Source organism: Mycobacterium shunyiense (genome assembly GCF_058270075.1).
In genome coordinates, this window is the sequence record NZ_JBZDPU010000024.1 from 1 (window position 1) to 20686 (window position 20686).

General features: G+C 66.7%; 21 protein-coding genes and 1 tRNA gene. 10 read left to right on the plus strand and 12 right to left on the minus strand.

Annotation, left to right across the window (positions count from 1 at the left end):
- Positions 1–63: 63 nt before the first annotated feature.
- Positions 64–903: an alpha/beta fold hydrolase gene (locus AC4ELH_RS25975; RefSeq protein ID WP_090431533.1), complete on the minus strand. Its 840-nt coding sequence runs from the start codon at positions 901–903 to the stop codon at positions 64–66.
- Positions 904–976: 73 nt separating this feature from the next.
- Between AC4ELH_RS25975 and dnaG the strand changes: the two genes are divergently transcribed.
- On the plus strand, positions 977–2875 hold the full coding sequence (gene dnaG, locus AC4ELH_RS25980) for a DNA primase (RefSeq protein WP_491841352.1): 1899 nt from the start codon (positions 977–979) through the stop codon (positions 2873–2875).
- Between the two features lie 62 nt (positions 2876–2937).
- The gene (locus AC4ELH_RS25985; RefSeq protein ID WP_498887629.1) at positions 2938–3234 is read left to right on the plus strand and encodes a DUF7155 family protein; all 297 of its coding nucleotides are present in this window, start codon (positions 2938–2940) and stop codon (positions 3232–3234) included.
- Here AC4ELH_RS25985 and AC4ELH_RS25990 read toward each other — a convergent pair.
- On the minus strand, positions 3231–3503 hold the full coding sequence (locus tag AC4ELH_RS25990; protein ID WP_064877924.1) for a hypothetical protein: 273 nt from the start codon (positions 3501–3503) through the stop codon (positions 3231–3233). The genes AC4ELH_RS25985 and AC4ELH_RS25990 overlap by 4 nt on opposite strands.
- 175 nt (positions 3504–3678) lie before the next feature.
- Here AC4ELH_RS25990 and AC4ELH_RS25995 point away from each other — a divergent pair.
- Positions 3679–3751: transfer RNA gene (locus tag AC4ELH_RS25995), tRNA-Asn, on the plus strand.
- Positions 3752–3772: 21 nt separating this feature from the next.
- On the opposite strand, the gene AC4ELH_RS26000 is transcribed toward AC4ELH_RS25995, so the two are convergent.
- A complete protein-coding gene (locus AC4ELH_RS26000) occupies positions 3773–4087 on the minus strand; it encodes a hypothetical protein (RefSeq protein ID WP_055120379.1) in 315 nt (104 codons plus the stop codon).
- Between the two features lie 123 nt (positions 4088–4210).
- Between AC4ELH_RS26000 and AC4ELH_RS26005 the strand changes: the two genes are divergently transcribed.
- A complete protein-coding gene (locus AC4ELH_RS26005) occupies positions 4211–4702 on the plus strand; it encodes an LppP/LprE family lipoprotein (protein ID WP_498887632.1) in 492 nt (163 codons plus the stop codon).
- Between the two features lie 6 nt (positions 4703–4708).
- On the opposite strand, the gene AC4ELH_RS26010 is transcribed toward AC4ELH_RS26005, so the two are convergent.
- Positions 4709–6631, minus strand: a complete 1923-nt coding sequence (locus AC4ELH_RS26010; protein ID WP_498887634.1) for an acyl-CoA dehydrogenase family protein — start codon at positions 6629–6631, stop codon at positions 4709–4711.
- A 109-nt stretch (positions 6632–6740) separates the two neighbouring features.
- Here AC4ELH_RS26010 and AC4ELH_RS26015 point away from each other — a divergent pair, with 109 nt between their 5' ends.
- From AC4ELH_RS26015 to AC4ELH_RS26025, 3 genes are all read left to right on the plus strand, one after another.
- Positions 6741–7475 carry a VIT1/CCC1 transporter family protein gene (locus AC4ELH_RS26015; protein ID WP_448443437.1) on the plus strand — a complete coding sequence of 245 codons (735 nt, stop codon included), beginning with the start codon at positions 6741–6743 and terminating at the stop codon, positions 7473–7475.
- The gene (locus AC4ELH_RS26020) at positions 7475–8533 is read left to right on the plus strand and encodes an esterase-like activity of phytase family protein (RefSeq protein ID WP_448443435.1); all 1059 of its coding nucleotides are present in this window, start codon (positions 7475–7477) and stop codon (positions 8531–8533) included. Before AC4ELH_RS26015 ends, AC4ELH_RS26020 begins: the two co-directional genes overlap by 1 nt.
- A 126-nt stretch (positions 8534–8659) precedes the next feature.
- Positions 8660–9049 carry a hypothetical protein gene (locus AC4ELH_RS26025; RefSeq protein WP_498887637.1) on the plus strand — a complete coding sequence of 130 codons (390 nt, stop codon included), beginning with the start codon at positions 8660–8662 and terminating at the stop codon, positions 9047–9049.
- 102 nt (positions 9050–9151) lie between these two features.
- Here AC4ELH_RS26025 and AC4ELH_RS26030 read toward each other — a convergent pair whose 3' ends face one another.
- Genes AC4ELH_RS26030 through AC4ELH_RS26040 form a run of 3 tightly spaced genes read right to left on the minus strand, consistent with a single transcriptional unit; the run spans position 9152 to position 11587 of the window.
- Positions 9152–9829, minus strand: a complete 678-nt coding sequence (locus tag AC4ELH_RS26030) for a YoaK family protein (RefSeq protein ID WP_448443432.1) — start codon at positions 9827–9829, stop codon at positions 9152–9154.
- A gap of 51 nt (positions 9830–9880) precedes the next feature.
- Positions 9881–11092, minus strand: a complete 1212-nt coding sequence (locus AC4ELH_RS26035) for an MFS transporter (protein ID WP_448443431.1) — start codon at positions 11090–11092, stop codon at positions 9881–9883.
- Between the two features lie 18 nt (positions 11093–11110).
- Positions 11111–11587: a MarR family winged helix-turn-helix transcriptional regulator gene (locus tag AC4ELH_RS26040; protein WP_064930945.1), complete on the minus strand. Its 477-nt coding sequence runs from the start codon at positions 11585–11587 to the stop codon at positions 11111–11113.
- A 106-nt stretch (positions 11588–11693) separates the two neighbouring features.
- On the opposite strand from AC4ELH_RS26040, the gene AC4ELH_RS26045 reads away from it, so the two are divergent.
- Entirely contained in the window at positions 11694–13742 is a 2049-nt protein-coding gene (locus AC4ELH_RS26045) for an ABC transporter ATP-binding protein (protein WP_064960366.1), read from the plus strand.
- Positions 13739–14581, plus strand: a complete 843-nt coding sequence (locus tag AC4ELH_RS26050; protein ID WP_064960295.1) for an energy-coupling factor transporter transmembrane component T family protein — start codon at positions 13739–13741, stop codon at positions 14579–14581. Before AC4ELH_RS26045 ends, AC4ELH_RS26050 begins: the two co-directional genes overlap by 4 nt.
- Here the strand turns inward: AC4ELH_RS26050 and AC4ELH_RS26055 are convergent.
- From AC4ELH_RS26055 to AC4ELH_RS26070, 4 genes are all read right to left on the minus strand, one after another.
- A complete protein-coding gene (locus AC4ELH_RS26055; RefSeq protein ID WP_498887646.1) occupies positions 14471–15436 on the minus strand; it encodes a DUF4349 domain-containing protein in 966 nt (321 codons plus the stop codon). The two genes, AC4ELH_RS26050 and AC4ELH_RS26055, sit on opposite strands and share 111 nt — an antisense overlap.
- A gap of 89 nt (positions 15437–15525) precedes the next feature.
- Positions 15526–16851, minus strand: a complete 1326-nt coding sequence (locus tag AC4ELH_RS26060) for an ABC transporter substrate-binding protein (protein ID WP_498887639.1) — start codon at positions 16849–16851, stop codon at positions 15526–15528.
- 76 nt (positions 16852–16927) lie between these two features.
- A complete protein-coding gene (locus AC4ELH_RS26065; RefSeq protein WP_498887641.1) occupies positions 16928–17740 on the minus strand; it encodes a carbohydrate ABC transporter permease in 813 nt (270 codons plus the stop codon).
- On the minus strand, positions 17727–18599 hold the full coding sequence (locus AC4ELH_RS26070; RefSeq protein ID WP_498887643.1) for a carbohydrate ABC transporter permease: 873 nt from the start codon (positions 18597–18599) through the stop codon (positions 17727–17729). Before AC4ELH_RS26070 ends, AC4ELH_RS26065 begins: the two co-directional genes overlap by 14 nt.
- Positions 18600–18786: 187 nt before the next feature.
- On the opposite strand from AC4ELH_RS26070, the gene AC4ELH_RS26075 reads away from it, so the two are divergent.
- Positions 18787–19569, plus strand: a complete 783-nt coding sequence (locus AC4ELH_RS26075; RefSeq protein WP_463804903.1) for a cutinase family protein — start codon at positions 18787–18789, stop codon at positions 19567–19569.
- 49 nt (positions 19570–19618) lie between these two features.
- On the opposite strand, the gene AC4ELH_RS26080 is transcribed toward AC4ELH_RS26075, so the two are convergent.
- Positions 19619–20605: an NAD-dependent epimerase/dehydratase family protein gene (locus AC4ELH_RS26080; protein WP_498887645.1), complete on the minus strand. Its 987-nt coding sequence runs from the start codon at positions 20603–20605 to the stop codon at positions 19619–19621.
- Positions 20606–20686: the final 81 nt, after the last annotated feature.

Below are 20686 nucleotides of genomic sequence, written 5' to 3' on the forward strand. Positions count from 1 at the left end.
GCTCAGTGACCAGCGTCCCCCGGACGGGCCATCACCCTCAGAAGGCTCGCTGCTCGATTCCCATTAGGTTCTCAACCGGCGCAGCACCAGATCGGGGTACGCCCACAGCAACGCGCCGCCCACACCGTCGACGACGGTTCGACTGGCTCCGGGTATCCGGCCGGCCAGGGTGATGCCGAGATCGGGGGAGTGCACGGTGTCGTCGCTGCCGAACAACAACTGCACATCGGTGGCGGGAGTCAGCAGATGCGCCGGCCACGGTGTAGTCGCCAGCACGGTGTCGCGGGCGTATCCGGCCGGCCCCTGGGCGAATCCGTCGACAAGGGCCGCCCGCAACATGGTGCGAAAGCCGGGATCGTCGTAGACGACGCGGTCGGATACCGGATAGTCGGTCATGATCATGTCGAAGAGTGCGGTAGCGGTGTAGCCGGAGAGATCGTGCTCGGCGCCGTCCGGATCGGCGGCGATCGCCGTCACGAATTCGCGGTGTGGCGGGGTCAACAGCGCGGTCACCGGCGGATAGCCGAGATCATCGATCGGCGATACCAGCACCAGTCCGTCGATCCGCCCGGTCTCGGCCAGGGCGAGCGCGAACGGTGCGCCCTGAGAGTTGGCGACAACCGGCACCGGGACGCCCGCGACGGTATCGATCACCGCGGCCAAGTCCGCGGCGACACTGTCGAAAGTCTTGTCCGGGTCGGGACCAGACGCACCGATCCCGGGCCGGTCCACCGAGATCAACCGCACGTGGTGGTTCTCCAGGTGCTGTTCGCCGAACCTCATCAGCCGGCCGCATCCTGCACCGGCGATGAACAGCACCGGCATCCCGGAGTCGGGCCCGTAGGCGGTGAAGGCGACCCGGCGGTCGTCGCGTTCGATCCAGTCGGGTGGGAGTTTTGTCACCGCAGTTCACATCCTTCCCCAGGTGGCGGCGAACCCGGTCAACGCCGCCTCCGGGCACGCATAGACTAGGCCGGTGGCCGGCCGGATTTCAGATCGCGATATCGCGGCCATCCGTGAAAAGGTCCGCATCGAGGATGTCGTCGGTGATTACGTCCAGTTGAGGCGGGCCGGGGCCGACTCGATGAAGGGTCTGTGCCCGTTCCACGACGAGAAGTCGCCGTCGTTCCACGTGCGGCCGAACCACGGTCACTTCCATTGCTTCGGTTGCGGCGAGGGCGGCGACGTCTACGCCTTCATCCAGAAGATCGAGCACGTCACGTTCGTCGAGGCGGTCGAGTTGTTGGCCGACAAGGTCGGCTACACCGTCACCTACACCGGCTCGTCGACGACCAATGTCCAGCGGGACCGGGGCAGCCGCAGCCGGTTGCTGGCCGCCAATGCCGCCGCCCAGGAGTTCTACGCCGAGGCACTGGCCTCGGATGAGGCCGCCGAGGCGCGGAAATACCTGACCGAGCGCAACTTCGACGCCGCCGCGGCCGCCCAGTTCGGGTGCGGGTTCGCGCCGTCGGGGTGGGACAAGCTGACAAAGCATTTGCTGCGTTCGGGTTTCGAGTTCAAGGAGTTGGAGGCGGCCGGGCTGAGCCGGGAGGGCAAGCGTGGGCCGATGGACCGGTTCCATCGACGGCTGCTGTGGCCGATCCGGGTGTCCTCGGGCGAGACCATCGGCTTCGGCGCGCGTCGGTTGTTCGACGACGATCAGAACCAGGCCAAGTACGTCAACACCCCCGAGACGGTGCTCTACAAGAAGTCGCAGGTGCTGTTCGGACTGGACCGCGCCAAGCGCGACATCGCCAAGGGGCACCAGGCCGTGGTGGTCGAGGGCTACACCGATGTGATGGCCATGCACCAGGCTGGGGTGACCACCGCGGTGGCCTCATGCGGCACCGCGTTCGGTGAGCAGCACCTGTCGATGCTGCGCCGGCTGATGATGGACGACAACTTCTTCCGCGGCGAGTTGATCTACGTGTTCGACGGTGACGCCGCGGGCCAGGCCGCCGCGGTGAAAGCCTTCGAGGGCGAGCAGAACCTGTCCGGTCAGTCGTTCGTGGCGGTGGCTCCCGACGGGATGGATCCGTGCGATCTTCGGCTGCGCTCCGGCGACGGCGCGGTGCGCGATCTGGTGGCACGGCGAACTCCGTTGTTCGAGTTCGTGATTCGCAGCGCACTGGCCGAGCATGACCTCGACAGTGCCGAGGGCCGGGTGGCCGCGCTGCGGCGCTGCGTGCCGATCGCAGCCCGGATCAAGGATCAGACACTGCGCGACGAGTACGCCAGGCAGCTGGCCGGCTGGGTCGGCTGGGACAACGTCGCCCAGGTGATCGGCCGGGTGCGGGAGGACGCCAGCGGTGGCCGCAAGGATTCGCGGCGCCAGCCGGCGCGGCAACAGGCCAAACCTGCGGCGGCTCCCGTGTCGCGCCCCAATCCGGCCGATCCGACGCTGTGGCCGCAGCGCGAGGCCCTCAAGGCTGCCCTGCAGTATCCGGCGATCGCCGGGCCGGTGTTCGACTCGCTGACCGTCGAGAGCTTCACCCATCCGGGGTACGCCGCGGTGCGTTCGGCGATCGAGTCGGCCGGCGGCATGGCGTCGGGCAAATCTGGGGCCCAGTGGATCGAGGCCGCGCGTGAGCAGACCACATCTCCGGCGGCAGCCAGCCTGGTCAACGAACTGGGCGTCGAGGCCATCAACGTCGAGGACGACGAGCACCTGCCGCGCTACATCAGCAGCGTGCTGGCCCGCCTGCAGGAAGTCTGGGTGGGCCGCCAGATCGCCGAGGTGAAGTCCAAGCTGCAGCGCATGTCGCCGGTGGAGCAGGGAGACGAATATCACGCCCTGTTCGGTGACCTGGTGGCCATGGAGTCCTACCGGCGCAGCCTGCTCGAGCAGGCAAGTGGCGACGACCTCACTGCGTGATCAGACACATCGCGATAGGGTGAGGTGCAGTCGGGCATGTTCAGGCGAGAGAGGCAGACCTGGTGACACTGTTCAGCACGCGGACGCGACGGTTCGTCGCAGTTGGCGCATTTGCGCTGGCCACAGGGGCCGCAGCGGCAGCCCCGGCGTTCGTCGCGAGATCCACATCTGGTTCCGAGGTCACAGCCCAGCCAGCCTGCCTGGCCTGGTTCGGCAACAAAGAGGACGGCAAGTGCCTGTCCTACTCCAACGGCATGCCTGCGAACATCGGTACGCCGTGGGTCGGCGCCGGCGGCAATGGCGGATTCGTCACTGGGCCGCTGCTGCCCGGAACTTCGATCAACCAGGGGATCGGCTAGCCCCTACCAGCTACTTTTCTCGCCGAACCGTCGGTGCTCTCCTTCGTGGCGAGCACCGACGTTTCTGCGTCTATGGGTGTCAGGGTGAGGAACTGCGGATCCGGCGACACCTGCTTGGCGATCTTGCGTCGTCCGGCGTCGATCACCGCCTTGGTGGCTGGATTGGCCGTCACCGCGCGGTAGGTGCTGGCGATCTGCTCATAGCGACGTCGCCCGGCCTTGGCGCCCAGCACGTAGCCGACGGCGATCACGGCGGCATAGCGGATCACTGAATACCTCCCAAAGCGACGGACCTCCCAATGCGACGTGCCCCCAGAGAACCAACTTGTGTGCTCCATCCTGCCTCACCGCTGCCCCGGCGCGCCCGTCTGGGAGCGAGTTGGCGGCAGTGGCGGTCCGTACGCTAGAGTCAACGCTCGGCCGCGGAGCTTCCGCGGAAGGTAGTCCCCTGTAGCTCAATTGGCAGAGCTCCCGACTGTTAATCGGGCGGTTATTGGTTCGAGTCCAATCGGGGGAGCAAGTTCTCCAAACCCCAGTCCTAGGACTGGGGCCGGGTCTGGGCCTGACGGGCCGCCTGGGTAAGCGCCTCCACCAGTGGATTGGACGCCGACGCGAGAGCTTTCCGCTCCTCTTCGGACAGTTGGTAGAACGTCCACACGCCCCAAGCCGCCGGTCGCACGTACACCGTCACCTGTTGCCGGTTGTTGGCCAACACGGCAGGGACGGGGACCGCACGATCGAGAGTGGCCGCGCTGGACATCTCCTCGGCGAGCTGTTGGACGTTGACTGATTCCTGCAGTTGGTACAGGACGGCCTTGTTGGCAGGGCCTTCCATGGCGAGGAACCAAGCCATCTGTGTCTCCTTGGGTAAATGTTCGTGAGCGGTGATCCGTGGTCGGATCGCAAACAGTGTCACCTATCGACGCGCCGTCGTCAGCCCACTCGCTCAGCCGGGTTGATTCGCTACCCTCGGGGTGTGTACCCACGGCTGATCGCCATCGTCGCCTTCATCGGTCTCCTCGCGGTTGGTTGCGGCTGGAAACCGTCGTCCGCGCCGCCTCCGAAGCCCGATACCTGCGCACCGACCGACGGCCCCAGCGCCGATGCGGTCGCCGATCAGATCGCCAAACTGCCGGCGCCCGAAGCGGGCAGGCAGTGGACGCAGATCGGCTCCGGCCACACGAGCAATTGCCGGCTGTACTGGGTCCAGGTGGGCCAGACCAACCCTCAGCCCAACAGCACCGGACAGCTGCTGTTCTTCGACCGGCAGACCCCGCTCGGCCCGGCCACCCCGGAACCCCGGCCCTACATCAACGTGGTCACCAACGCCGATGACACGGTGGTGGTCAACTACCAGTGGCAGCAGGGGCATGATTCGCCCACCGCGCCGACCGGCATCGCCACCGTGCGGTTCCGGATCGGGGACGACGGCAAACTGGTTGCCGTCGACCCGATTCCGAAGGCCTGAGGCGCGTCAGCCGTTGAGCAGCTCGGCGGGGTCGAGCATCGCCGCGTAGCGCAGCTGCTCCGGGATACCGAACCCGTCGACGAGGATTTCGATGTGCGGGCGCAGTGCGCGGCAGCGTTCGTTGATCCCCCGGGTAACGGCCTTGGCGCGTTCGGTGGACAGGTAGCGGTGTTCGATGAACCAGGCCTTGTCGTCCTCGATCACCGACAGCGCGTACAGGTCGCAGACATCGTCGAGGAGTTCGCGGGCGGTGTCGTCCTCGCAGGCGTCGATGCCGGCCACGAACGCCTCCAGGATGACCCGGTCGATGTGCGCCTGCGCGGCGTGCAGCACGTGGTCCTGCACGGCGTTGAACGCGTCGAACGCCGACATCTCCTTGGACTTGCCCTGCAGACGCCGCGCCACCGAGGCCAGCATGTACTCCTCGCGGTCCTCGAACATCTTGACCTGGGTACCGCGGTTGAACAGGCTGCCTTCCTCCTCGTTGTCCTGGCGGGTGTCGAGGACGGTCTGGATGATGGTCTCGGCGGCCGTGCGTTTCAGCACCCGCTCGCCGGCGTAGTTGGCCGCGAACCGGACCCACTCGACCGGGCTCATGCCCTTGATGTCGTCGGCGTAGGCGGTCAGCAATTCCTTGGCGACCAACTGCGTGAGCACGTGATTGTCGCCCTCGAACGTGGTGAACACGTCGGTGTCGGCGCGCAGGGCGATCAGCCGGTTCTCGGCGAGATAGCCTGCACCGCCGCACGCTTCGCGGGCTTCCTGGATGGCACGGCTGGCGTGCCAGGTGTTGGCGGCTTTCAGGCCGGCCGCGCGGGCCTCCAGTTCGCGTTGCTCCTCGGCGTCAGGGTCGTCGGAGGTCTGCAGCTCATGACATTTGGCCACCAGCTCGTTCTGGGCGAACTGCAGCGCGTAGGACTTCGCGATCAGCGGCAACAGTCGGCGTTGGTGCACCAGGTAGTCCATGATGAGGACTTCCTCGTCGCTCTTCGGGGCTTCGAACTGCCTGCGTTCCAGCGCATATCGGGTTGCGATGTCCAGTGCCACCCGCCCCGCCGCGGCGGCACTGCCGCCGACGGTGACGCGGCCGCGGATCAGCGTGCCCAGCATCGTGAAGAACCGCCGGCCGGGGTTCTCGATGGGTGAGCTGTAGGTGCCGTCGGGGGCGACGTCGGCGTAGCGGTTGAGCAGGTTTTCCCGCGGGACCCGGACGTGGTCGAACACGATACGGCCGTTGTCGACGCCGGGGAGGCCACCCTTGTAGTGGCAGTCCGACGTCGTCACGCCGGGCAGGTCGTTGCCCTCGTCGTCGCGGATCGGCACGACGAAACAGTGCACGCCGTGGCCCTCGCCGTCCGGGGTGATCAACTGCGCGAATACGGTTGCTACCCGGGCGGTTTCGGCGGCCCCGCCGATGTAGTCCTTGCGTGCCGTGGGGGTGGGGGAGTGGATGACGAATTCCTGGGTCGCCGGATCGTAAGTGGCGGTGGTCTCCAGCGACTGCACGTCGCTGCCGTGGCCGGTTTCGGTCATGGCGAAACAACCCAGCAGGTCAAGGTCGATCAGCGGTCGGACGTAGGCCTTGTGGTGACGTTCGGTGCCCAGGTTCTCGATGGCGCCGCCGAACAGGCCCCACTGCACACCGGCCTTGACCATCAGGGAAAGGTCGCTCATGGCCAGCATCTCGATCTGGGTGATGGCGGCGCCGACGTCGCCGTTGCCGCCGTGCTCCTTGCGGAAGCCGTCCTCGGCAGCGCCGGCCGCGGCCATGATCTTGAGCTGCTCGCCCACCTTCGCGCGGGCGATCACCGTATTGGGGGTGTAATGCGGTCGGAAGATCTCGTCCGACAACCTGGCCCGCATGGCGTTTTTGACGTCGCGCCAGCGGCCGTCCAGCGCATTTCGCAGATGTTCGGCAGTTGAGGTCATATCCGACGGTAACGCGTGCTGCTGCTGTAGTAGGCCGGTTGGCCCTGTATCTGCGGGGAAGGCAAGCCTTCCTGGACAAGCCCGACCTCACCGCGAAAGACTGGCGAACATGCCGGACTCGATCGGTAAGTCGCTATCTCCCACGGGCTTGCCGCATGTCAGCTATCACCGGCACGCCGATGTGACGGGCGGCTGGTTGCGCGCGGCGACCTTCGGTGCGATGGACGGTCTGGTCAGCAACACCGCGTTGATCGCCGGTGTCGGGGCCAGCGCCTCGGCTCAGACTGTGGTGCTCAGCGGCGTGGCCGGCCTGTTGGCCGGGGCGTTCTCGATGGCGCTCGGCGAGTACACCTCGGTGACGACCGCGAACGAGCAGGTCGATTCCGAGGTCAGGGTCGAGCGAAAATCGTTCCGCAAGAACCCAGAGGCCGAGCAGGCCGAGCTCGTGGCGATGCTTCAGGAAATGGGGATGACGCCGGAAACGGCCGTGAAAGCCAGCGAGGAGATCCACCGCGACGAGAGCCGGGCCCTGAACTTTCACCTCGTGCAGGAACTGGGTGTGCATCCGACGGAGAAGCCGTCGCCGTGGGTGGCAGGCGGCTCGTCCTTCGTGATGTTCGCAATCGGTGCGATCGTCCCGCTCATCCCGTATCTGCTCGGCTTCCAATCGTTGTGGGCCGGGCTGGCGTGCGGCGGGGTGGGTCTGTTGATCGCCGGTGCGGTGGCGGCGAAGTTCACCCGTAAGCCGGTGGCCGTCGCGGGACTGCGGCAACTGGTGTTCGGTGCCGTCGCGATCGCGGCGACCTACGTCGTCGGCATCTTGGTCGGGGCCGTCATCACCTGATGTTGTATCGAATCCTGGCGGCCGGGTTGCTGGTCCTGGCCGGTTGTTCTCCTGCGCGCGCCGTAGCGGATTTCGAGTTCCTCGGCCAACGGCAGATTGCCTTCGCAACGCCATTCGCTGGCACCGTCATCGGCGGACTGTCGGGAATCAGCTATGACGCGGCCGACGACCTGTACTACATCATCAGCGACGATCGCTCCGCCAAGAGTCCGGCGCGTTTTTACACCGCACGGATCAACGTGTCGGACAACGGCATCGGTGATGTCGAATTCGTCGGAACCCATCCGTGGCTGGATCGTGACGGACAACCGTTCCACCCGTTGGATGTTGACGCGGTGCCGGCTGTGGTCCCGCCGGACCCCGAGGCGATCGCCTTCGATGCCGACAGGCAGCGGTTGTATTGGACCAGTGAGGGGGAGAGGCGGACCGGCCCCGGGGCGCCGATCCTGCTGGATCCATGGGTGCGGTCCGCCGGACTCGACGGCAGCTTCCTCGGCGAGTTCGCGCTGCCCGAGGATCTGCGGATGTCGGCCGACGAGCACGGCCCGCGCCGCAACAGCACGCTGGAGGGGCTCACGCTGACGCCGGACGGACGCCATCTGTGGGCGGCGATGGAGGGGCCAGGCTACGAGGACGGCCCATCGCCCGACGCGCAGCGCGGCGCGTTGACCCGCGTGTTCCGCTTCGATGCGGACTCCGAGGCGGCCGACGGGCGGTACACCTACCCGCTCGATCCGGTCAGTGCCGGGCCGGGTGGCGACAACGGGTTGTCAGACCTGGTAGCACTCGACGACAGGAACTTCCTGGTGATCGAGCGTGGTTTCGGCACCCATGTGGCGGTGCGGATCTACCGTGCGAGCCTGGTCGACGGCTCCACCGAGATGACGAAAACATTGCTGGCCGACCTGACCAGCACGCCCGGTCTGGCGCCGCTGGACAACATCGAGGGAATCACCTTGGGGCCCAAGCTGCCCGACGGCCGACAATCGGTGATCGCGGTCAGCGACGACAACTTCTCGCCCACCCAGGTGACGCAGTTCCTGCTGTTCGCGCTGTGAGAATTCACGTGCTGGGGCGCCGCGGGTGTGCTGGATGATTGTTTCGTGAGCGTCGAGTGGTTTGCGGTTTTCCCGACCGACCCGCAATGGGTTCCCAGCCAGGATCGCGAGGATGCTGCGCGTGCCGTGTTCGAGGTGCTGATGGGCGCTGATATCGAGGTCAAGGTGAACCGGCCCGGCAGGGTGGTGTTGGAAGACGCTGGTGAGTGCATCGAAACGATCGGTTGCCCGGCATGTGGGACCTTGGTGGGGGAGAACCCGAAGAGCATGGATTGGTGGGTGGCTCAGCTGAACAGAGTCTGGACCGACAGCGGTGGGTTCTGGCCGCTGGATGTGACGACACCGTGTTGTGGTGTTCAGACTTCTTTGAACGAACTGGTCTATGACGCGCCCCAGGGCTTCGCGTCCTGGTCGGTGGCGGCACGAAACCCGGTGTACGCAATAGGCGAGGAAACACTCGCACTGGTTGGCGCGGCGCTCGGGCATCCGGTTCGTTGGGCGCATCGGCACATATGACCACGCGGGTTTCGGCGGGACTCGCGTTCGTAACCAGGTGGCGGCCGCAGGCGATCTTTTCCGCCGTGACGTTACAAACGCGAACGCGTGGCGCAAGATCCGCTACTTCAACAACGCGTGGCGGTCGAAGTAGAAGTAGGTGTAGCTCGCCGTGACGGCACAGATGACGGTGGCCACCAGCAGCATCTGAGATCCGCTCACCACCACGCTGATGAAGCCACCGATGATCGCACCACCGGCGAATCCGGCCCACAGCAGGAAATACCCCAGCCAATCGCTCAGCTGGCCTCCACTGATGTGGCGTTCGATGCCCTGGCCCATCTTCACGAGCGTCCCGGTCACGTAACTCAACGGGATGGACACCTCGCCGTCCTTCACGAACGACGTATTCAGGGCGCCGATCCCGAAGGCCACGAACAGGATCGGTACGTACGGAACATCGCGGGCCGTCCAGCCGCGCTCGACAAGGTCGACGACGGTGGACACCACCAGCGCAAGCGTCGTCAGCACCGTCGCGCCGTGGGGATGATTGACCCAGAGGTGCCTGCGGCACAACGAGGCGATCACCACTCCGGCGACGAAGGAGAGCAACAGCAGTGCGGCACCGATCGCCAGCCACTCCTCACCTTGGAACAAGCCGAGGAAGGCCCGCTCGGTGTTGCCCGTCATGAAGGTGACGAAATACCCGGCGGAATGGGTGAACGCCGCGGCGCCCAGTACTCCGGCGAGGCCGGCCAGAATCCACGACAACCGGGCCTCGCCGTCGAGCTGCTGCGACATCTCCCCATTGTGGGGAGCTTTGCTGACCTCGGGGCGGATTTCGCCTCTGTGTCAGCTGTCGGAACCCACGGTGACCGCGGTCGCCTCGTCGGTGAGCTCGTCGAGTTCGGCTTCCTCGACATCGATTCCGGTGAGGTGCGGACGCGTCAGGAACAGCACACCGGCACCCGCCAGGACGGCCCCCGCGCCCACCCAGTACGGCAGGTGGACACTGACCTGTTCGCCGAGAACCCCGGCCAGCCACGGTGCGACGGCAGCCCCGCCGAAGCGCAGGAAGCTGTAGGCCGCCGAGGCCACGCCGCGTTCGACCGGGGCGGCTTTCATCACGGTCTCGGTGATCAGTGTGTTGTTGATGCCGATGAACAGGCCGGCGATCACGACGCCCGAGGCCAGCACGGTCTTGGAATCCGTCCACACCGCCATCGCGGCCAGCACGGCGGTGAAGGCGATGAGGTTGAGGATGAGCACCCGGACTGTGCCGAAACGGTGCTGCAGCCGCGGCGCGACCACCACTGAGGTGAATGCCAATGCCAGACCCCAGCCGAAGAAGATCAGCCCGATCTGGTGAGCGGTCATGTCCAGCGGGAATGGCGTGAACGCCAGCAGGGTGAAGAAACCGAAGTTGTAGAGCAGTGCGGTGATCGCGACGCCGAGCAGCCCGCGATGGCGCAGCGCCCGGAACGGGTCGGCCAGCGTGGTGGCGCGTTCGGCGCGTGGGGTGGCCGGCAGCAGGAACGCGGTGATCACCAGAGCGAAGGCCATCAGCGCGGAGACGCCGAAGAACGGGCCGCGCCAGGAGATCGAACCGAGCACACCACCGACCAGTGGGCCGATCGCGATGCCCAGGCCGAGTGCCGCCTCGTAGAGGATGATGGCCTGCGCCACTGAGCCTTTCGCGGAGTTGACGATGGTGGCGAGTGCGGTCGCGATGAACAGTGCGTTACCGAGCCCCCATACTGCGCGCCAGCCCACGATCTGCATCACGGTGTCGCTCATCCCGGCCAGACCGGCGCCGGCGATGATGATCACCAGGCCGAGTAGCAGCGTGCGCTTGGGACCGATGCGGCTGGACACCACACCTGTGATCAGCATCGCCACGCCCATCACCGCCATGTAGCTGGTGAACAGCAACGACACCTGCGACGCCGAGGCGTTGAGGTTGTCGGCGATCGGTTTGAGGATGGGATCGACCAGTCCGATGCCCATGAAGGCGACGACGGAGGCGAAAGCGACGGCCCATACGGCCTTGGGTTGGCGCCACATCAGGGCGTTGACTCCTAACTAATTCTTGTGCGACAGCGGATGCTCGTCGACGTCGGTGAGCAACCGGCGGATGATGCCGACGGAGGCGGCCAGCGTCCGGCGCTCCTCTGCGGTGAGCCGTTCGAGTCTCGGGTTGATCGCCGCGGCGCGGTCCGCCCTGGCTTGCTCCAGGGTCTGCCGCCCCTGCTCGGTGATCCGGATCAGCACGGCGCGGGCATCACCGGGATCGGTGGTGCGCGACACCAGTCCGGCGTCTTCGAGGCGGCGAACCTGGGTGGTCATGGTCGGCTGCGAACAGTGGTCGAGGTAGGCGAGATCGGAGATGCGGGCCTCACCCTGGTCCTCGATCGTCGACAGCAACCGGGCCTGGGCCCAGGGGAGCGGCAATCGGGTGCGTTGGGTGGCCAGTCGGTTCAGTCGGGCGACGACCGACAGCAGGTCGGCGCCAAGCTCGGTTTGATCGGTTACCGTGACATCCTCGGTCGGGGTCGGCATACCCACCATATTTACATAGATTTGCTATGTAGTCTACCTGCTCGGCGTGCGCTCGCTCACACAACGGGCAGCCGACGCCGGCGATCGCGGCTGGCAGAATCGAACGATGACCGCGATACCACCGGCGACGACGCCTCGGCGCGGCCTCACTCCCGGCGAGCTTGCGCAGGCTGCGGTGATGGCTGCGCTGTGTGCGGCCACCGCGATCATCGCCGTGGTGGTGCCGTTCGCGGCAGGCCTTTCAGTGTTGGGCACCGTGCCGATGGGCCTGCTGGCCTACCGGTACCGACTGCGCGTGCTCCTCGCGGCAACTGTCGCCGCCGGCACGATCGCCTTCCTGATCGCGGGCATGGGCGGCCTGATGACCGTCGTCGACTGCGCCTACATCGGCGGGTTGACGGGTGTGGTCAAGCGCAGGGGGCGCGGCACCGCCATGGCATTCGGGGCCTCGATCGTGGCCGGGGCGGTATTCGGGGCGGCCGCCGTCGTCGCGCTGTCGGTGCTGTCACGGCTACGCAATCTGGTCTTCGACTCGCTGACCGCCAGCGTCGAGGGCCTGGCCAAGGTGCTGGAACGCATCCCGGTACTCGACGTGATCGCCGAACCGCTCAGGACCACCATCGCCACCATGATCGAGTACTGGCCGCTGCTGATGCTGGTGCTGGGCATCTTCACCATCACCTCGATCAGCATGGTCGGCTGGTGGGCGCTTTCGCGGATTCTGGCGCGGCTGCTCGGCGTGCCCGACGTGCACAAGCTCGACGCCGACACCGATGCCGACGACTCTGCCGTGATCGCACCGGTTCCGGCCCGGCTGACCGACGTACGGTTCCGCTACCCGGGGATCGATCACGACGCCTTGGGTCCGGTGTCCATGGAATTGCAGCCCGGCGAGCATGTCGCGGTGACGGGGCCGAACGGCTCGGGCAAGACCACTCTCATGCTCATGTTGGCCGGTCGCCAACCCACTTCGGGCAGCATCGAGCGGGCCGGTGCCGTGGGACTGGGCCGCATCGGCGGCACTGCCGTGGTGATGCAGCACCCGGAGAGCCAGGTACTGGGCACCCGGGTGGCCGATGACGTGGTGTGGGGATTGCCCGTGGGCGCCACCGCCGACGTCGAGCGACTGCTGTCCGAGGTCGGGCTCGACGGGCTGGCCGAGCGCGACACCGGGGGATTGTCCGGTGGCGAACTGCAACGCCTGGCCGTGGCCGCGGCGCTGGCCCGAGAGCCCTCGCTGCTGATCGCCGACGAGGTCACCAGCATGGTCGACCAGCAGGGTCGTGACACGTTGATGAATGTGTTGTCCGGGCTGACCGATCACCACGACATGTCGCTGGTGCACATCACGCACTACAACGACGAGGCCGATTCTGCTGACCGCTCGGTGCAACTCAGCGGCAACGGCGGCACCGCCGACAACACCGACATGGTGCAGACCTCTGCAGTGCCCGTCAACGACGCCGCCGCAACCCACCAGGGTGCGCCGGTACTCGAACTGACCGGCGTCGGGCACGAGTACGCCAGCGGAACACCTTGGGCGAAAACCGCTTTGCGCGACATCACGTTCACCGTCAACGAGGGTGACGGGGTGCTGGTGCATGGCCTGAACGGTTCGGGCAAATCGACCCTGGCCTGGATCATGGCCGGGCTGACCGTCCCGACCTATGGTGCCTGCCTGCTCGACGGGGCGCCGGTGGCGCAGCAGGTGGGTGCGGTGGCGATCTCGTTCCAGGCCGCCCGCCTGCAGTTGATGCGCAGCACCGTCGGCCGCGAAATCGCCTCGGCCGCAGGCTTTTCCCGGCACGAGACCGACCGGATCGCGGCCGCGCTGGAAATGGTCGGACTGGATGCGACGCTGGCCCAGCGGCGCATCGACCAACTCTCGGGCGGCCAGATGCGTCGTGTCGTACTGGCCGGATTGCTGGCCCGGTCGCCGCGCGCGCTGATTCTCGACGAGCCGCTGGCCGGATTGGACGCCGCCAGCCAGCGAGGTTTGTTGCGATTGCTGGAGGACCTGCGGCACAACAACGGACTCACCGTCGTCGTCATCTCGCACGACTTCACCGGTCTGGAGAATCTCTGCCCGCGCACCCTGCACCTGCACCACGGCGAGCTCGCCCTTGCCCCGACGACTGCCGGAGGCGCGCGATGACCGCTCCGACGCGAGGACAACGCAAACCGGTCGTGCTGTTGCGTCCGGTCCCCGGCGACACCGTGATCCATCGGCTGTGGGCCGGAACCAAACTGCTCTCCGTCGCGGGCATCGGTGTGCTGCTGACGTTCTATCCCGGCTGGGTGCCCATCGGCGCCGTCGCCGTACTGGTCCTGGTGACCGCGCGACTGGCCCACATCCCACGCGGGGCACTGCCCTCGATCCCGTTCTTCCTGTGGATCCTGGTGGCGTTGGGTGGGGTGCTCGCCGCGCTGGCCGGTGGATCCCCGTTCATCGACATCGGTTCGGTGCAGATCGGCCTGGGCGGGTTACTCAACTACCTGCGCATCACCGCGCTGGCGATCGTGCTACTGGGTCTGGGGGCATTGGTTTCCTGGACGACGAATGTCGCCGACGTCGCCCCGGCGGTGGCCACCCTGGGCCGTCCTCTGCGCGTACTGCGCGTTCCGGTGCACGACTGGGCGGTGACGATTGCATTGGCGCTCCGGGCTTTCCCGATGTTGATCGACGAGTTCCGCACCTTGTATGCGGCGCACCGGTTGCGTCCGGTCGAACCTGCGGAGACGTTCCGGGCGAGACGTCGACAGCGGGTGGGGAATCTGGTCGATCTGTTGGCCGCAGCGGTCACCGTGGCGCTGCGCCGCGGCGACGAGATGGGCGATGCCATCACCGCACGCGGAGGCGCCGGCCAGATTTCGGCCGCGCCGTCAGGTCCCCGGGCGCGTGACTGGATCGCCTTCGCCATCCTCGTTCTGGTCTGCGGCACTGCCTTGGCCCTGGAGCTCACCGTCCTGCCGACCAGCTTCCCGCGGCGTTGACCGCTGCCCGGCCCGCGGCCGGGCCAGCCGAATGACGGCGTAGATGACGGCGGCTGCGATGACGACGACGGCCAGCCACGGCAGCAGCAGGCCGAACAACATCACGAGCCCGGAGGCTGCTGACACCAGGCCGTGCCAACCACGCTCGACCTGGCCCCAAAACCCCTGGTACTGCGGGGCCGGGCCGCCGATCTGCTCGGCGGTGATGTCCAGATTGACGGTGCTGTAGTCGATCTGATCGCCGAGCTGCGTGCGCTGTGCACGCAGACTGTCCAGTTCGGCCTGGCGCTGCGACAAGGCGCCCTCGGCCTTGATCAACGCCTCGGGGTCCTTGGCGTCGCGCATGATCCCGAGCAGGCGGTCAACCGAAGTCTGCAACGCCTTGATGCGGGCGTCGAGATCGACACGCTGCGAGGTCACGTCGTCGGAGCGGACCTCGACGGTCTGCACCGTGCCGAGCTTCTTGAACTCGTCGAGGGTGCCTTCCAGTTCGGCGGCCGGGACGCGTAGCGCCAGTGAGATGCGCGCGCGGCCGGAACTGGAGCCGGCATCCTCGGAGCGGCTGTCGACCCGGCCGCCGGCATCGGTGGCCAGAGATACGGCTTTGTCGGCCACTGCGGCCGGGTTGCCCGTGGTGATCGACATCGATGCGGTCTTGACGATGTCCCGCTTGACGTCGGTGGGTATCGGCGCTTCCTTCAGCCCTGCACCGCTTTCCGGCACCGGTGCGGGTGCGGCTGGGGCGAACCCGGCATCGCTCTGTGTGGCCGCCGGTGCCGAGGAATTGGGGGAGTGACCGGCCGCGCAGGCCGGTGCGACCGCCAACATCGTCGCGGCAAACAGTGCCACCGTCATGCGGCGGTGACGGGATCCGCTGGTTTGCTTGCGCATCAGCCCAATGTAAGCGACAAGCCGGCGTTCACGGGCGGCAAATATTCCGTCGGTCAGCGCGCTGCTGCCGTGTTGGCCGCCCACTGAGCGTCGGCCAGCGACTTCTCCACATCGCGACGTCCCAGGAACATCTCGTCGAAATAGGGCTTGAGGGCCTGAAATCCGGCCGGGAAGCCGGCCGCGCCCGGCGCCGGGATCCGGGGCCCACGTAGCACCCGGAAGAACGGGCCGACGTCAACTCCTCGCCGCGTCCAGTAGTCGTGGTAGACGGGCTGGGCTGCCAGCACGGCCGGGATGGCGGCACCGCCCGCGCCGAGGTATTCGTTGCCGCGTTTGCTACCCATCCAGTTCAGTACTTCGCGCACCGCGTCAGGATGATGGGTGGCCGAGTTCCCGGCTGCGGCAATGCCATTGGTGACACTGACCCGTCCCTTGGGCCCGGCCGGAAGCATCGCCACGCCCCACCGGAAGCGGGCCTGGTTCGCCACCGCGGCCAGGTTGTAGGTGCCGGACTGGAACAGCGCCATCCGGCCCTGCAGGAACATGTTGCGCGAGAAGTCGCCGTTGTTGTTGGTGGCCGAGGCCGGCGGGGCGACGTGATCGTCGTTGATCATCCGAACCAGGTAGGTGAACGCCTCGACGGCCTGCGGGTTGTCGAAGGCGAAACGATCTCCGATGTTGAAGATGCCGCCCGCCGAGCCGATGTAGTTGAGGTAGATGCCCTGCAGATCATTGGCGGCGTTGTAGCCCCACTGCCGGATCCGGCCGGTGTCGAAACCCTCGGTGCCGGCCGCGCGGCCCTGCTCGTCGACGGTGAGCCTCGCCGCCAGTGACCGCAGTGTGTCGTCTGGTCCGTTCGACCACCGCATCGTGGTCAGTTCGGCGAGGTCCACCCCGGCGGCGTCGAGCAGGTCGGCGTTGAAGTACACCGCGATGCCGGCGTCGGTCAGCTGCGGAACCGCCCACAGGGCGTCGTTGCGGGTGAACTGGTTGACCACCGAGGGCTCCCAGGCCCGGGCGGCGTTGGCGCCCAAGGTCTGTCCGATGTCGAGCAGCCGACCGTTGTCGGCATATCCGGCCAGGTAGGCGTTGGACAGCCAGAAGATGTCATCGGCGCTGCCGCCGGCCACGTCGGTACGCAGGCTGTCGAAGTAGGCGGAGTAGGCAACGGTGTTGACCCGCACCTCGATGTCGGGGTGTTCCCTGGTGAACTCGGCGAAGGACTGTCGGTAGGCGGCCGCCACCTGTGAATCCCACAGTCGCACGGTGACCACGGTGCGGCCTTCGGGTTCGGTGGTGCGGCCCAGCAGCACGGCGGCCACCAACAGAACGGCCATGGTCAGCGCCAGGCCGATCGCGGCCACCGTCGAGCGCCTCATGGCCGCTTCCTGTCGCGAGATCGGCGTGAGGGTCGTTGTGGCCGCGGATAGGCAGCCCTGGTGTGGATCTCGACGATCACTTGATCCCCGTCACCACGATCGAGCGGACGATGTTGCGCGAGAATGCGACGAACAACACGATCAGCGGGACGATCGCCACCGTGGTCGCTGACATCACCAGCGTCCACTGCGCGTTGTACTGCGTCTGCAGCCCGGCGGTCGCCACGGTGATCACCTGCCACTTACTGCCGCTGGTGATCACCAACGGCCACAGGAAGTTGTTCCACTGGCTGACCACGGTGATCAACGCCAGGGTGACCAGGATCGGTCTGCTGGCCGGCACGACGACGTGCGTGATCACATCCAGGGTATGGGCACCGTCGAGGCGGGCGGCGTTGATCAGATCGCCCGGGATCGACCGAAAGTACTCGCGCAACAGGAAGATCGCATACGGCGAGCCGAACATGAACGGCAGCACCAGCGCCCAGAAGGTGTTGCGCAATCCGGCCTCGGCCATCATCAGATACAGCGGTACCACGGTAACGGTCGCGGGCACCATCAGGGTCGCGATGTAGACCCAGAACAGGGCGTCGCGGCCGGGGAACTGCAGCCGCGCGAAGGCATAGGCGGCGAGCACCGAGAACACCAGCTGGCCCAACAGGATGACCGCCGTCATCAACGCGGTTACGACGATGGCCCGGCCGAACCCGGCGTCGGCGAGCCCGACGTAGTTCTCCAGCGTCGGCGGTGTGGGCAGCGACAGCGGGGGATCGGTGGCGAACTGCTCGGCCGAGGTGAACGAGGTGAGCAGTCCGAGTCCGAAAGGCAGCAGCGTGACCACCGCGCCGAGGAGCAGGCCCGCGTAGATCAGTGCGTTACGTGAGGTCATAGCTGATCCTGCGGCGGAAGTAGAAGTGCTGGACGAGCGTGATGCCGACCAGGATGGCGAACAACACGATCGCCATCACCGAGGCCCGGCCCACTGCCGCCGCGCCGAATGCCTCGGCATAGATACGGTGCGCCACCAGATCGGTGTGGCCTTGCGGCCCGCCCGCGGTCAGCGCGTACACGGTGTCGAATACCTGCGCGGCGCTGACGATTCCGGTGACCAACACGAAGAACATGGTTGGCCGCAGCATCGGCAGGGTGATGTGCCGGAACCGCTGCCAGTCCGTCGCGCCGTCGGTGCGGGCGGCGTTGTGGACGTCGGCGGGGATGTTCAGGATGCCGGCCAGGAAGAACAGCGTCACATAGCCGACATTGGTCCACACCACCACCGCGGATACCACGGGCAGCGCCAGTCCCGGGTCGGTCAGCCACTCGACCGGTCGGCCCAGCACGGTGCTCATCGCCCCGTCGGTGGGGGCCAGGATCCATTTCCACAACACCGCGATGGCCAGCGGCGCACAGACCCACGGCAGCACGTACACGGTGCGGAAAAATCCGGTGCCTGGAAGTCCCCGAGCCAGTAGCGACGCGGCGATCAGGCCCAGCACGGTCTGCGTCGGGACCACGAGCAGCACGAACAGCAGCGTCACCGCCAGAGAAGTGCCGAACGACGAATCGGTGAGGACGGACGTCCAATTGTCCAGCCCCACATACTCGATCGGGCCGAGCAGGTCCCACCGCTGCAGACTCAACCAGAGCACCACCAGCATGGGCAGCAGCAGGAAGGTGACGACGCCGAACAGGCTGGGTGCGACAAGCGCGTACCCCAGTGCGGTCGTGCGGACACGCGAGGTGGCCATCGAGCTATTAAAGCGGTTCGTGACCTGCGGCCGCCACGGCGGGCAACCTCAACGCCCAACAGCCGGACTCTCATCCCCGTCGGCGAAATTTGCTCAGATGACGTACATCACTTGACCGCTGCGGAATCGAAGCCCGGACTTCGCGCTTGTAGCTGATGACAGCAACACAAGGACCGGGGGTTATCTCATGAGCACAGCGCAGCGAGCCCGAAAAGGCAGCGTGATCTCCACGGTGGCACAGTCCACGATCTTCACTGCACTCGCGCTGGCCGCCCTGGTCTTCGGTTCGCTGGCCGGCCCGATCGCCTCGGCCAACGCCGCCGACGGGTGTGCCGACGTCGAGGTGGTGTTCGCCCGCGGCACCAACGAGGCGCCGGGTGTCGGCGCCACGGGGCAGGCGTTCGTCGACGCGCTCAGCGCCGATCTGCCCGGTAAGTCGGTGGACGTGTACGCGGTCAACTACCCGGCATCGCTGAACTTCGGTCAGGCGACCGACGGCATCGCCGATGCGAGCAACCGGATCCAGTCGATCGCAGCGACCTGCCCGGCGACCAAGATCGTGCTCGGTGGTTATTCGCAGGGCGCCGCGGTGGCCGGTTACACCACCTCGAGCTCCGTGCCCGCCGGATACGTCCTGCCCGCCGGCATCAGCGGCCCGATGCCTGCATCGGTCGCCTCCCATGTCGCGGCGGTGGCGCTGTTCGGAACCCCCGACGAGTGGGTTCTGGGCCTGGCCGACCGCAGTGCACCGCCCATCGCGATCGGCGCGCCGTACGTGGCCAAGACCATCCAGCTGTGCGCCCCCGGCGACCCCATCTGCTTCCCCGGCGGTTTGAACCGCGCCGCCCACAGCTCCTACAAGGACAACGGAATGGCAATCCAGGCAGCCGATTTCGCGGCTCGCCAGTTGGGTGGCAGCGCCCCGGCGGCCACCATGGTGCAGACCGCGGGTGACGTCACCGGAAACTGACGCCGACCGAACCAAGGCTGACGGCCGGAAGCGACTGAGCTTCCGGCCATCAGCTGTTGAGGTCTCGGAATCCGGCGACGGTGTCGGCCAACGTGATTCGTGGATCTCGGTAGGTGACGCCGAGATCGCGTTCGCTCGGTGAGTCGTCGGACGCGGGCATCTGTGTGTAGTACTGCATCCCAGCTTCGGTGAACGGCGTCTGGAAGGGCAGGAACGGCCCCATCCGGTCGAGCACCTGCCCGGCCACACGCAGCACGGTGTCGGGCACCGGGACGGCGAACATCGTCTTGTTGCCGACCTCGGTGAGCAGCTTGGCCAGCTGGTCCACCGGAATGCGGTGCCCGCCGGCCATGTAGCGGCGGGGTCCGCGCCCAGGTTCGAGCAGCGCGACGTGCAGGGCCGCCAGGTCTCGACCGTCGACGATGGTCCACGCGGCGCTGCGACCGGGGATCGCTCCCAGTTGCAGTGCGGCGGCGACTCCCTCGCCGGCTTCCCCGAACTGGTTGCCGACCGGGGGCCCCATGACCATGCCGGGATAGGTGATGTTCACCGGTGCACCGGCGTCCTGCATTCCGCGGGCGTAGATCTCGACCTGCGCCTTGGATCGCCCGTAGCCGTCGGTCCCGCCGAACACCGGCAGGTCCGCTTCCAGAGTGTCCACGTCTGGATTGAACAACGCGGTGATGCTCGACACATGGATGATCGGATCCAGACCGAGTTCCGCGGCGCCGCCGAGCACATTTCGCGCACCGTCCATGTTGGTGCTCATCATCTGCGCGGTCTGGCTCGGGTCGGTGGCGACCAGCGCCGCGCTGTGGACGACGGCGTCGCAGCCCTCCAGCGCGCGCAGAACCGAGTCGCGGTCGGTGATGTCGCCGACAGCGTGATCGGAGACATCCACTCCGAGCTTGGCAACGCTGGTCTGTAGCCGGTCCGGATTGCGCACCAAAAACCGGACTGAATGTCCTGAGTCCGCAATCGCTTTCGCGCTCCAGCCGCCCACAAATCCGGTACCGCCGGTGACCAACACGCGCATGACGCCAACCTCCTAGTGTCCTGAGTCGTTAATTCGTAGGCAGTAGTTGGCGATGCTGGCCAGGATTTGGTCGGCGGTCTT